The 12,431-nt window shown below is 70.4% G+C and carries 11 protein-coding genes; 6 read left to right on the forward strand and 5 right to left on the reverse strand.

Translation table 11 applies throughout. From position 1 onward, the window contains the following. Positions 1–2: 2 nt before the first annotated feature. Positions 3–1,301, forward strand: a complete 1,299-nt coding sequence (locus tag ACFW3L_RS06310) for a cytochrome P450 (RefSeq protein WP_378737031.1) — start codon at positions 3–5, stop codon at positions 1,299–1,301. A gap of 63 nt (positions 1,302–1,364) precedes the next feature. Here the strand turns inward: ACFW3L_RS06310 and miaB are convergent, their stop codons facing one another. Then, positions 1,365–2,831 (reverse strand): tRNA (N6-isopentenyl adenosine(37)-C2)-methylthiotransferase MiaB, encoded by a 1,467-nt coding sequence (miaB, locus tag ACFW3L_RS06315; protein WP_378737603.1) that lies wholly within the window; start codon positions 2,829–2,831, stop codon positions 1,365–1,367. 559 nt (positions 2,832–3,390) lie between these two features. Here miaB and ACFW3L_RS06320 point away from each other — a divergent pair. The 5 genes from ACFW3L_RS06320 (at position 3,391) to ACFW3L_RS06340 (ending at position 9,291) form a co-directional block, all read left to right on the forward strand. Continuing rightward, positions 3,391–4,134, forward strand: coding sequence for an amino acid ABC transporter ATP-binding protein (locus ACFW3L_RS06320; RefSeq protein ID WP_378737033.1), 744 nt, complete (start codon positions 3,391–3,393; stop codon positions 4,132–4,134). A 67-nt stretch (positions 4,135–4,201) separates the two neighbouring features. Then, entirely contained in the window at positions 4,202–5,053 is an 852-nt protein-coding gene (locus tag ACFW3L_RS06325) for a glutamate ABC transporter substrate-binding protein (RefSeq protein WP_378737035.1), read from the forward strand. 79 nt (positions 5,054–5,132) lie between these two features. Further along, positions 5,133–5,807 carry an amino acid ABC transporter permease gene (locus ACFW3L_RS06330; protein ID WP_378737037.1) on the forward strand — a complete coding sequence of 225 codons (675 nt, stop codon included), beginning with the start codon at positions 5,133–5,135 and terminating at the stop codon, positions 5,805–5,807. After that, positions 5,804–6,973, forward strand: coding sequence for an amino acid ABC transporter permease (locus ACFW3L_RS06335; RefSeq protein WP_378737039.1), 1,170 nt, complete (start codon positions 5,804–5,806; stop codon positions 6,971–6,973). The genes ACFW3L_RS06330 and ACFW3L_RS06335 overlap by 4 nt, the downstream gene beginning before the upstream one ends. A gap of 230 nt (positions 6,974–7,203) precedes the next feature. Then, complete coding sequence (locus ACFW3L_RS06340; RefSeq protein ID WP_378737041.1) at positions 7,204–9,291, forward strand: S9 family peptidase; 2,088 nt, start codon at positions 7,204–7,206, stop codon at positions 9,289–9,291. Positions 9,292–9,517: 226 nt separating this feature from the next. On the opposite strand, the gene ACFW3L_RS06345 is transcribed toward ACFW3L_RS06340, so the two are convergent. The 4 genes from ACFW3L_RS06345 to ACFW3L_RS06360 form a co-directional block, all read right to left on the reverse strand. Next, a complete protein-coding gene (locus tag ACFW3L_RS06345; protein WP_378737044.1) occupies positions 9,518–10,147 on the reverse strand; it encodes a class I SAM-dependent methyltransferase in 630 nt (209 codons plus the stop codon). Positions 10,148–10,341: 194 nt separating this feature from the next. Then, complete coding sequence (locus tag ACFW3L_RS06350; RefSeq protein WP_378737046.1) at positions 10,342–10,935, reverse strand: regulatory protein RecX; 594 nt, start codon at positions 10,933–10,935, stop codon at positions 10,342–10,344. Continuing rightward, positions 10,928–12,049 carry a recombinase RecA gene (gene recA / locus ACFW3L_RS06355; RefSeq protein WP_378737048.1) on the reverse strand — a complete coding sequence of 374 codons (1,122 nt, stop codon included), beginning with the start codon at positions 12,047–12,049 and terminating at the stop codon, positions 10,928–10,930. Before recA ends, ACFW3L_RS06350 begins: the two co-directional genes overlap by 8 nt. A gap of 181 nt (positions 12,050–12,230) precedes the next feature. After that, positions 12,231–12,425: a DUF3046 domain-containing protein gene (locus tag ACFW3L_RS06360; RefSeq protein ID WP_378737050.1), complete on the reverse strand. Its 195-nt coding sequence runs from the start codon at positions 12,423–12,425 to the stop codon at positions 12,231–12,233. Positions 12,426–12,431: the final 6 nt, after the last annotated feature.

Genomic DNA, 12,431 nt, shown 5'->3' on the forward strand with positions numbered 1-12,431 from the left:
ACATGACCACCGCCGCACCAGCCACGGACCACTCCCGCGACCCCGAACCCATCAACATGCGCGCCGAAGATTTCGCCGCACGGCCGCTGGAGGTGATCGAACGGATCCGGGCCGCGGGCGGTTCGGCCCCGGTCGTCTTCCTCGACGGTCAGCCCGCACGGGCCTTCGTCGACGACGCCGACGTGCGCACCATCCTCAGCGACCGGCGGTTCGTCGTCGACCCCGAGAACGTGCCCCAGGGGCTGGAGACGACACGGCGGTCGGACGCCATGGTGGCGCTGGGACTCCGCCGCGACCTCGTCACCTACCTGACGGAGTCACTGCTGGACAAGGACGGCTCCGACCACGCCCGCCTGCGCAAACTCGTCTCCCGCACGTTCACCGTGCGTCGTGTCAACGAGATGCGGGCGAGCGTCGAGCGGATCAGCGCCGACCTTCTGGCGGCGCTCCCCGACCACACGGACGAGGACGGGGTGGTCGACCTGATCGAGCACTTCGCCTACCCGCTGCCCATCACGGTCATCTGCGACCTGGTGGGGGTCCCCGTGGCCGACCGCGCCCGGTGGCACGCCTGGAGCCACCAGCTGGCCCAGTTCGACCCCGCCCGGCCGGAGGTGATGAACGAGGCCCTCGGCGCGATGATCGACCACGTCGAGGCGATGATCACCGAACGCCGGGAACACCCGCGCGGGGACCTGCTCGACGCCCTCGTGCGCGCCCGGGACGAGGACGGCGGCCGACTCTCCCAGAGCGAACTGGTGACACTGGTGTTCACCCTGGTCATCGCCGGTCACGAGACCACCGCCCACCTGCTGGGCAACGGTACCCGCGCGCTCCTGGAACACCCGGACCAGCTCGCCCTCCTCAGGTCCGACCCCGGACTGCTGCCGACCGCCGTCCACGAGATGCTCCGCGTCGGCGGGACCGCCGTCTCGGCCAAGGCCCGGTACGCCACGGAGGAGGTCAGGCTCGAACGTGGGGTGGTGCCCGCCGGGCAGCGGGCGGTGGCGCTGATCTCCGGCGCCAACCACGACCCGGAGGTCCACTCCGAACCGCACCGGTTCGACGTCACCCGACAGCAGGGCAGGCCCGGCGAGGCCCACGTGGCCTTCGGGCACGGCGCGCACTACTGCCTGGGCGCGGCCCTGGCCCGCCAGGAGGGGGAGGTCGCGTTCGGCTCCCTGCTCACGACCTACCCCGAGCTGTCCCTGGTGCCCGGCCGCCCGCCGGTGTCCGACGCCGTCCCGGGGACGCTGCGCCTGAGGGAACTGCCGATCCGGCTCCGGCCAGCCGAGGTGTGAGCCGCGCCCGGACGGCACGAGGCCCCCGGCGCGTGTGCGTCGGGGGCCTCGGAGGCATACGGGTCAGGCGTCGCAGCAGCCGCCAGCGGGGGCGGGCTGCTCGTCCGGAACACCGATCTTCGGCATGCCCAGCAGCACGTCCGGCTTGGTGACCTGGACGGGCCTGCCCTGGCGGGCATCCCAGGCGTCACCGGCGCGGGTGCGGCGCAGGTTCCTGACGCCGGAGTCCGCGACCAGGTGGTGCGGGGCGGCGTAGGTGACCTCGACGGTGACCATGTCGCCCGGGCGGGGTTCCTCGGCGTCGCCCACGGCGAAGTGCACGAGACGGTTGTCGGGGGCGCGGCCGGACAGGCGCCGGTGCGCGCCGTCCTTCTTGCCCTCGCCCTCGGAGACCATCAGCTCGACCTCGCGGCCGACCAGCTTCTGGTTCTCCTCCCAGGAGATCTGGTCCTGGAGCTCGACGAGCCGCTGGTAGCGCTCCTTGACGACCTCGGGCGGGACCTGGCCGTCCATGGTGGCGGCCGGGGTGCCGGGGCGCTTGGAGTACTGGAAGGTGAACGCCATGGCGAACCGGGACTCCCGGACCACGTGCAGGGTCTGCTCGAAGTCCTCCTCGGTCTCACCGGGGAAGCCCACGATGATGTCCGTGGTGATGGCGGCCCGGGGCATCGCCGCGCGCACCTTCTCCACGATGCCGAGGAAGCGCTCCTGGCGGTAGGAGCGGCGCATGTCCTTCAGGACCCTGCTGGACCCGGACTGCAACGGCATGTGCAGCTGCGGCATCACGTTGGGCGTCTCGGCCATGGCCTCGATGACGTCGTCGGTGAAGTCGCGCGGGTGCGGGGAGGTGAAGCGGACCCGCTCCAGCCCCTCGATCTCACCGCAGGCGCGCAGCAGCTTGGAGAAGGCCTGCCGGTCCCCGAACTCGCTGCCGTAGGCGTTGACGTTCTGGCCGAGCAGTGTCACCTCGGTGACGCCCTCGTCGACCAGGGCGCGGACCTCGGCGAGCACGTCTCCGGGGCGCCGGTCCTTCTCCTTGCCACGCAGCGCGGGCACGATGCAGAAGGTGCAGGTGTTGTTGCAGCCGACCGAGATCGACACCCAGGCCGCGTAGGCGGACTCGCGACGGCTGGGGAGCGTCGACGGGAAGTGCTCCAGCGCCTCCGCGATCTCGACCTGCGCCTCGCGTTGGACGCGGGCGCGCTCCAACAGCGCGGGCAGGGAGCCGATGTTGTGGGTTCCGAACACCACGTCCACCCAGGGGGCGCGGCGCACGATCTCCCCGCGGTCCTTCTGGGCGAGGCAGCCGCCCACGGCGATCTGCATCCCCGGGTTGGCGTCCTTGACCGGGCGCAGGTGACCGAGGTTGCCGTAGAGGCGGTTGTCCGCGTTCTCACGGACCGCACAGGTGTTGAAGACGACGATGTCTGCGGTGGTGTCCTCAGCTGCGCGAGCGTACCCAGCGTCCTCCAGCAGACCGGAGAGGCGCTCGGAGTCGTGGACGTTCATCTGGCAGCCGTAGGTCCGCACTTGGTAGGTACGACTCTGGCTCACCGTTCCAGGCTATCCGCTTCGCGGCGGCCTCCAGGACGCTCGCGCGGAGTCCGGTCCGGAGCCTCGGGGCGGTGTCGGCCGGACCGCCGGTCGGGGCGCTCCGCCGGACCGGATTCGGTCTCCCGGATCATCGGGGACAGGCCAGCGGCCGGTTATCGGGAGCGTGGTTTCCGAGGGCGTTCCCCGAGCCTCCTCCCGTCTTCCTGAAGTCCTCCTTAAGGCGGAAAGCCAGTTTCCGGGAAAAGGGACGCTCCGTAACACGCCCGCAATCCCTGTTACGGAACCCGGCACCACACCTCCCGCGTGACCTGGAGGGACGGCGCCCACCATGGTCGGCTCGGAGTTCCGACGCCGTCACGGAGAGCCACCACCGGAAACTCTGGAGAGTGACTCCGACACTCCGCGCGACAGAATCCGTCCTACACAACGAAATCGATAACGGTTTTGCCGATCACGCCGTAACAAGTCAGCTACTCCTGGGTCAAGCAGCGTTTTCGTGATGACACGGCAACTTGGACCCATTAGGTTCCGATGCATGACTTCAACTCCTCTCGTCGTGCTGGAGAACGTCAACAAGCACTTCGGCGACCTGCACGTGCTCCGCGACATCGATCTGACGGTTAACTCCGGCGAGGTGGTAGTCGTCATCGGCCCGTCCGGGTCCGGCAAGTCGACGCTCTGCCGCACCATGAACCGGCTCGAGACGATCGACTCCGGTGTCATCTCCCTGGACGGTCAGCCCCTGCCCGCCGAGGGCCGCGGCCTGGCCAAGCTGCGCAGCGACGTCGGCATGGTGTTCCAGTCGTTCAACCTGTTCGCGCACAAGACCGTGCTCCAGAACGTCACGCTCGGCCCGATGAAGGTGCTCCGCCAGTCCAAGGCCGACGCCGAGGCCCGTGGCATGGAGCTCCTCGACCGGGTGCGGATCGGCAACCAGGCACACAAGTACCCCGCCCAGCTCTCCGGTGGTCAGCAGCAGCGCGTGGCCATCGCCCGCGCGCTGGCGATGAACCCGAAGGTGATCCTCTTCGACGAGCCGACCTCCGCTCTGGACCCCGAGATGGTCCAGGAGGTCCTCGACGTCATGACCGACCTCGCCAGCGAGGGCATGACCATGGTCGTGGTCACGCACGAGATGGGCTTCGCCCGCCGTGCCGCCAACCGGGTCGTCTTCATGGCCGACGGCCAGATCGTCGAGGAGAACACCCCCGACGAGTTCTTCACCAACCCCCGGTCGGAGCGGGCCCAGGACTTCCTGTCGAAGATCCTGACCCACTAGGTTTCCGAGCCTTCGGGCTCCCCCAGATCTTCGCGTTCTTCGCACGCTCAAGGAAGAGGTACCCCACATGCGAGCACGTCGTTTCAACACCATCCTGGGCGGCGCCGCCGTCCTCGCCCTGACCCTGTCCGCCTGTGGCACCGCCGACGTCGGCGGCGAGGGTGACGGCGGCTCCGGCGACGGTGGCGGCAACGGTGACACCATCACCATCGGCGTCAAGTACGACCAGCCGGGCCTGGGCCTGAGCGAGGGCGGCACCCCCGCCGGTTTCGACGTCGACGTCGCCACCTACGTCGCCGGTGAGCTCGGGTACTCCCCCGACCAGATCGAGTGGACCGAGGCGGCCTCCGCCAACCGTGAGTCCTTCCTCCAGCAGGGCACGGTCGACATGATCCTCGCGACCTACTCGATCACCGACGAGCGCCGCCAGGTCGTCGACTTCGGCGGTCCGTACTACGTCGCCAAGCAGGACATCCTGACCCAGGCCGACAACTCCGACATCAACAGCCCCGAGGACCTCAGCGGCAAGGTGCTGTGCTCGGCCTCCGGCTCCCGCTCGGCGCACAACATCACCGAGGAGATGGAGATCGACGCCGAGCTGCGCGAGGCGGGCAACTACTCCGAGTGCCTGGAGCTGCTCAGCAACGGCACCGTCGACGCCGTCACCACCGACAACACCATCCTCGCGGGCTTCGCCGCCCAGAACCCCGAGGACTACCGGCTGGTGAACAACCCGTTCGGCGAGGAGAAGTACGGCGTCGGCCTGCCCGCCGGCTCCACCGAGCGCTGCGAGGAGGTCAACGCGGCCATCACCAAGATGTGGGAGGACGGTTCGGCCGTCGAGTACCTGGAGAGCGCCTTCGGTGAGACCGACTTCGCCTTCGAGGAGTCCGTCCCCGAGCTCGAGGCCTGCGCCTAAAACCGTCATCTGACCTTGTTCGGAAGGTGGGGTCGGGACCGCCCGGCCCCACCTTCCGAGCCTTGACCGGCTGGGACCTATGGAAGCCTTTCTCAGCAACATCGACAAAGTCGTCGACGGTTTCTCATGGACCGTCCGGCTCACCCTGTTCAGCGCCGTCTTCTCGTTCGTCCTCGGTGTCCTGCTCACCGCCATGCGGGTCTCCCCCGTCCCGCTGCTGCGCGGTCTGTCCACCGCCTACGTCGAGGGCATCCGGAACTCGCCCCTCACCCTGGTCCTGCTCTTCTGCGGACTGGGCCTGAACAGCGCCCTCGGGCTGAGCCTGGCCGACAGCGTGGCCTGGGACGTGTTCTGGTGGGCGGTCATCGGACTGTCCGCCTACACCGCGTGCTTCGTGTCCGAATCGCTGCGCGCCGGTATCAACACCATCCCGCTGGGCCAGGTCGAGGCGGCCCGTTCCCTGGGCCTGACCTTCACCCAGAACCTGCGGCTGATCGTCATCCCGCAGGCGCTGCGCACCGTCGTCGGCCCGCTGGGCAGCGTGCTGATCGCGCTGACCAAGAACACCACCGTCGCCTCCGTCGCGGGGCTGGGCGTCCAGGAGGCGTCCCGGGAGATGAAGCTCATGTTCGACCAGGGCGTCGCCCCGGTCCTGCCGACCTTCGTCGGATTCGCGATCGGGTTCCTGATCCTGACCCTGCCGATGGGTTACTTCTTCGGCTGGCTCGCCAAGCGAGTGGCGGTGGTCCGATGAGCGCGCAGTCCGTTCTCTTCGACGCTCCGGGGCCCAGGGCCCGGGCGCGCAACGTCCTCTACACGATCGTCACCGTGGCCCTCGGGCTGGTCGGTCTGGCCGTGCTGTACCTGGGGTTCAACCGGACCCTGAGCGAGCGCGAGTCCCCCCTCTTCTCGGCGCAGACCTGGGCGGTCAATCCGTCCGGGCAGTGGGCCGCGGAGAAGTGGGAACCGTTCCTGCGGCCGGAGACGTGGACGGGCTACGTCCTCCCCGGTCTCCAGAACACGCTGACTGCGGCGCTGACCGCGTCGGTGCTCGCGGTGCTGTTCGGCCTGGTCTTCGGCATCGGACGGCTCTCCGAGCGCTGGTGGATCCGCATCCCGTCCGGGGCCGTCGTGGAGTTCTTCCGCGGCATCCCGCTGCTGATGCTGATCTTCTTCACGATGGCGCTGCCCATCGTCGCCTGGCAGCTCTTCGACATCCCGACGGGCACCTTCCAGGTGACCGCGCTGGTCGCGGTGGTCACGGGCCTGACGCTGTACAACGGTTCGGTGCTGGCCGAGGTGTTCCGCGCGGGCATCCTCGCCGTGCCGAAGGGGCAGGCCGAGGCCGCGCAGTCCATCGGTATGAGCCGGACCCAGACGATGTGGACGATCCTGATCCCGCAGGCCGTCACCTCGATGATGCCCGCGATCGTGGCGCAGCTGGTGGTCCTGCTCAAGGACTCCGCGCTGGGTTACATCATCGCCTTCCCGGAGCTCCTGCGCAGCTTCACGCTGGTCGCCACCCGGGAGAGCAACGTGATCCCCGCGGCGATCATCTGCGCGGTCATCTACATCATCATCAACCTGTCGCTCAGCCGGTTCGCGATCTGGCTGGAGCGCCGCAACGCCCGACGGGGCCGGCCCTCCGCCAAGGCGACGGCGGCGGGCGGCGCGCCCACCGACGTGACCGGCCCGACCGCCGCACCGAGCGGTCAGCCCGGCGGGGCGGCGGCCCAGCCCCGTGGCGACGTCGTCGTGGTCGAGACCGAGGAGGGCTCCGAGCGGGACGAGTCGCGTCCCGAGCCCGAGCCGCGTCCCGAGCCAGGCGAGGGCGGTTCCGCTCCTGACGGGGGCTCGGGCTCCGGTGGGGACTCCGGTTCCGGCGGAGGCTCCGGCGGCGACGGGGGTTCGAGCTCGTAACCGAGCCCCCAGAGCACCCCGCGACGGCCCCGTGGACGCACCCCCGAGTGCGTTCCGCGGGGCCGTCGTCGTGGGCCCGTGGACGCACGGGGGCGGCGACGGGGTCTCCCACCGACCCCCACCGCGCCCCACCGTCCACAGGTGGCCCCACCGGGACTGCACACGAAGGCCATGGAGCACTAAGGTCGACATGTCATCTGATCACACCCACGACCCATCCTGAGCGGGACATGTCTGAACTGTCGAGCCCCCACGGCTCCTGGCCATCACCCATCAGTGCCGGTGACGTCGCCCGAGGAGTGCGCCAGATGGCGTACCCCTCCGTCCTGGGCGAGGAGGTCTGGTGGGAGGAGTACCGACCAGGGGAGGAGGGGCGCACCACGCTCGTGCGCCGGGACGCGGACGGCACCGTGCGCGACCTGCTCCCCGCCCCGTGGAGCGTGGGCACGAGGGTGCACGAGTACGGCGGCCGCTCCCACCTGCCGGTCCCCCGCCGTGACGACAAGGCCATCGCCCGGGTGGGCGTGGTCTTCGCCAACGCCGAGGACCAGCGCCTCTACCTGCTCGAACGCGGTGCGAAGGACCCGGTCCCGCTGACACCCGAACCCGAGGCGCCCGGGGCCCTGCGCTACGCCGACCCGGCGCTGGGCGCCGACGGCCGGCAGCTGCTGTGTGTGCGGGAGCAGCACGTCGACGGCGGCGTGCGCCGTTCCATCGTCGCGGTGCCGCTCTCGGGGCGGGGCGGGCACGACCCGTCCGCGATCCGCGAGCTGGTCTCCGGCGCGCACTTCTACGCCTCCCCCACCGTCTCACCGGACGGCACCCACCTCGCCTACGTACGGTGGAACCATCCGAGGATGCCCTGGGACGGCACCGAGCTGCGGGTGGGCGAGCTCACCGAGAACGGGCTGCTCGGGGAGTACACGCTCAAGGGCGGCGTGGACGAGTCCGTGCTCGCCCCCGTCTGGGCGGACGACTCCACACTGTACGTGGCCTCGGACTGGCCGGGCTTCTGGAACCTCTACCAGGCGGGTCTGAAGGGCCAGGCCATCGCGCTGTACCCGGCCGAGGAGGAGTTCCACTCCCCGCCGTGGCGCCTGGGCGAGCGCTGCTTCCGACTGCTGGACGACGGTCGGATCGTGACCCTGCACGGTGACACCGCGATGCGGCCGAGCGTGTACGACCCGGACACCCTCGACCTGGAACCGGTCGGCACCGACCTGACCGCGTGGTCGCACCTGGACTCCGACGGGACCAGCGTGGTGGCCCTCGCCGCCTCGGCGGACACCGCCCCGTGCCTGGTGCGGCTGGACCCGGACCGCCGCACGGTGGAGGTCCTCGTGGGCTCCGACGTGCCGGTGGACCCCGCGTACCTGCCCGTTCCCCGCACGGAGACGCTCCCCGGCCGCTACGGGGCGACGGTGCACGCCAACGTGTACCCGCCCACCAACCCCGAGGTCTCCTCGGAGGGTCCGGCCCCCTACGTGGTGTGGGCGCACGGCGGCCCGGTGGGGCAGGCCTCGCGCTCGCTGGACCTGGTCAAGGCCTACTTCACCAGCCGTGGGATCGGCGTCGTGGACGTGGACTACGGCGGTTCGACGGGCTACGGGCGCTCCTACCGCAAGCGCCTGCACAAGCAGTGGGGCGCGGTGGACGTCGAGGACTGCACCGCCGCCGCCCGAGCCCTGGTGGAGCAGGGGCTGGCCGACCCCGAGCGTCTGGCCATCCGGGGCCCGAGCGCGGGCGGACTCACGGCCCTGCTCGCCCTGACCGGTGACACCTTCGCCTGCGGGGTGTCGTACTTCGGTGTCACGGACCTGCTGGGGCTGGTCAAGTCCACCCACGACTTCGAGTCCCGCTTCACGGACACGCTGGTGGGCACCCTGCCGGGGTTCGTGGAAACCTACCGGGAGCGGTCACCGATCAACCGGATCGGTGAGATCACGGCCCCCGTACTGCTCTTCCAGGGTCTGGAGGACCGGGTGGTCACCCCGGACCAGGCGACCCGCATGGCCACGGGGCTCAGCAGGCGGGAGGTGCCGTACGCGCTGCTGGAGTTCGAGGGTGAGGCGCACGGCTTCCGGTCCGAGGCCGCGCGCGTTCGCACCCTGGAGGCTGAGCTGGCCTTCTACGCGGGGGTCTTCGGTTTCACGCCGGACGTGGCCCCGTTGGAGCTCACCACCGATCCTCCCGCGCCGCGCGAGGAGCCGGAGGACGATCTCCCCGTCGTGGAGCAGCTGCCCGAGGTGACCCCGGAGGCCGGTGTGACCGCCGTGACCGGTGAGCCCGTGATCCGGGAAGCCACGGAACCGTCCTGATCGCCGTGCGGCCCCGGTCGGGGCGGGCCGAGTGAGGCGCGCTGGGACGGGCTCTGGGGCGTGTTTCCCGGATCGTTCCGCGGCGCTCGCGTCGCCACGCTGCCTCTCGCCGCGCCGATGAGGCCCGGACGGCCAGACCCGGTCGGGCCCCGCTGTGCGAGCCCGCGTCCAGCGCACACGACGGCGGCCCCACCACCACCGGCGAAGGCACCCGCACAGGCACGCCCTAGCCGAGGCGGGCGAGGAGGTGGGCGTCGAGGAAGCCGCGTTCGGAGGCCGGATCGTGGAGCAGTCGGGCCACCACGGTGAACCCGGCCCCGGTCAGCAGCCCGGCGAGCCGGTCCGCGGGCCAGCTGTGGGCGGGTGCCACCCTGTGGTCGAAGCGGATCGTCTCCGGCCCGTCCGTGGCGAAGAACGAGACCAGCAGCAGTCCCCCTGTGGTCAGGACGCGCGCCTGCTCGGCCAGAAGCGCGGGCAGCTCCTCGGGCGGGGTGTGGATCATCGAGTAGTGGGCCAGCACGCCGCCGAGCGCGCCGTCCTCGACCGGCAGCGCCTCCATCCGCGCCTCGTCGAACCGCAGGGACGGGTACGCCCGCCGCGCGTGCTCGACCATGGCCGGGGAGAGGTCCAGGCCGAAGGCGTCCAACCCCAGGTCGTCCAGCATGGCCGTCAGATGCCCGGGACCGCAGCCGACATCGGCCGCCCGTGGGTTCCCCGTCCCGCGCACCAGCTCGGCGAAGGTGCCGATCATGTTCCGCGCGAACGGTTGGGTCTCCAGCCGACCGGCGAACAACGACGCGTACAGTTCGACGACCCCGTCGTAGGCCGCCCTGGTCCGGTCCTGGTGCTCCGTCATGGGAAGGGAAGCTAGCATCCGCGCGTGGCCCGCGTCGCGCGGGCCGTCGCTCCCCGCCCCCGCCCACGCTCACGGCGACCGGGGCCGTTCCGACCCGCGTCCCGTGGGGACCGGTGCGCCCGAGGGCGGCCGGCACGGCGTGATCACCCGCCGGAACCCACGTCGCACGGATGAGCGCACCCCCGAGCGGGCGGCTAGAGGTCGGGGTGGTCCAGGTCGGCCTCCAGGCCTTCCTGTTCCATCTCCTCGCGCACGATGCGGTAGGACAGACCGCCCGGGTAGCCCTTGCGACCCAGGACACCCAGGGCGCGGCGGATCCGGGACTCCTTGTCCTTGCCACGACTTCCGCGCAGGCTCTTGCGGGCCAGGGCGCGGGCCGCCTCCTGCTCGTCCTCGTCGCTGACCTCGGAGACCGCCTCACGGACGGTCTCCTCCTCCACTCCCCGGGTGCGCAGTTCCTGGGTCAGGGCCCGGCGGGACAGGTGTCTGCCGTGCTGCCGGGAGGAGACCCAGGCCTGGGCGAAGGCGGCGTCGTCGATCAGCCCGGCCTCGTCGAGGCCGTTGAGGACCTGTTCCACCACCTCGTCCGGGTACTCCCTGCGGTGCAGGGAGCGTTCCAGCTGGGCACGGGTGCGCGGGGAGTGGGTGAGCATCCTCAGGACCAGGTTCCTGGCCTTGTTCTCGAGGTCCGCTCCGGGTCTCCCGCCCGGAGCGGCCTCCTCGTCGGCGCTCACCGGGTCGGCCTCGGCCGCTCCGGCGCGGTCGGCTGACCGGCGCCCCTCACGCATCCGGGGCGGCGGCCTTGGTGGTCTTGGCGGCGGCCCGCTTGGCGGGCGCCTTGGGCTCCTCGACCTTGACCGGGTCGGTCTTGGCGGGCTCCGCGGGGCCGGAGGCGCTGTCGTCACCCTGTCCGGGGATGCCCAGCTTCTCCTTGATCTTCTTCTCGATCTCCTTGGCCACGTCCACGTTCTCGCGCAGGAAGTTGCGGGCGTTCTCCTTGCCCTGCCCGAGCTGGGTGCCGTCGTAGGTGTACCAGGCACCGGACTTGCGCACGATGGCGTGCTCCACGCCCAGGTCGATGAGGCTGCCCTCACGGGAGACGCCGACACCGTAGAGGATGTCGAACTCGGCCTGCTTGAAGGGCGGCGCGACCTTGTTCTTGACGACCTTGACGCGGGTGCGGTTGCCGACCGCGTCGGTGCCGTCCTTGAGCGTCTCGATGCGACGCACGTCCAGGCGGACCGAGGCGTAGAACTTCAGCGCCTTGCCACCGGTGGTGGTCTCCGGCGAGCCGAACATGACGCCGACCTTCTCGCGGAGCTGGTTGATGAAGATCGCGGTGGTGCCGGTGGAGTGCAGGGCACCGGCGATCTTGCGCAGCGCCTGGGACATGAGCCGGGCCTGGAGGCCGACGTGGCTGTCGCCCATCTCGCCCTCGATCTCGGCGCGGGGCACCAGGGCCGCCACGGAGTCGATCACGATGATCGAGACGGCGCCGGAGCGGATGAGCATGTCGACGATCTCCAGCGCCTGCTCACCGGTGTCCGGCTGGGAGAGGAGGAGGTTGTCGGTGTCGACGCCGATCTTCTTGGCGTACTCGGGGTCGAGCGCGTGCTCGGCGTCGACGAAGGCGGCGATGCCGCCCATCTTCTGGGCGCTGGCCACCGCGTGCAGCGCGACGGTGGTCTTACCGCTGGACTCGGGGCCGTAGACCTCGACGACCCGGCCCTTGGGCAGGCCGCCGATACCCAGGGCGACGTCCAGCGCGATGGCGCCGGTGGGGATCGCCTCGATCGGCGGACGGTCGTCGTCCCCCAAGCGCATGACGGAGCCCTTGCCGAACTGCCGCTCGATCTGCGCGAGCGCTGTTTCGAGAGCCTTGTCTCGGTCTCCAGATGCCACGGGATTCCCCTGTTGGGTTGATGCCTTTTTCTTCATGATGCGCATGACGCTACGCGGTCGGTACGACAATCGCGACGCTCGGCGTCCGCCCGTCGAGAACCCAGACTACCCGAACTCATGTTCGAAATCCGGTGCGAACCCCTGGCGTCCCGGTTTTTACGCGGGCTTGGCGAAGGACGGGTCAGCGCACGGAGGCGGGAAGGTCGAACGCGTCACACACGGCCCGCCACACCTCCTTGGCCGAGATCCCGTCGGCCAGCGCCTGGTTGACCGTGCGGGAGCCGAGCTTCTCGATGACGTAGTCCTTGGCCAGGCTGTCCGCGTAGGCCTCGCCGAACTGGGCGTGCATGTTGTGCCAGAAAACAGTGAGTCTCATCGGCCC

The sequence above is a fragment of the Nocardiopsis sp. NPDC058789 genome, from assembly GCF_042745575.1.
Taxonomy (GTDB): Bacteria; Actinomycetota; Actinomycetes; order Streptosporangiales; family Streptosporangiaceae; genus Nocardiopsis; species Nocardiopsis eucommiae.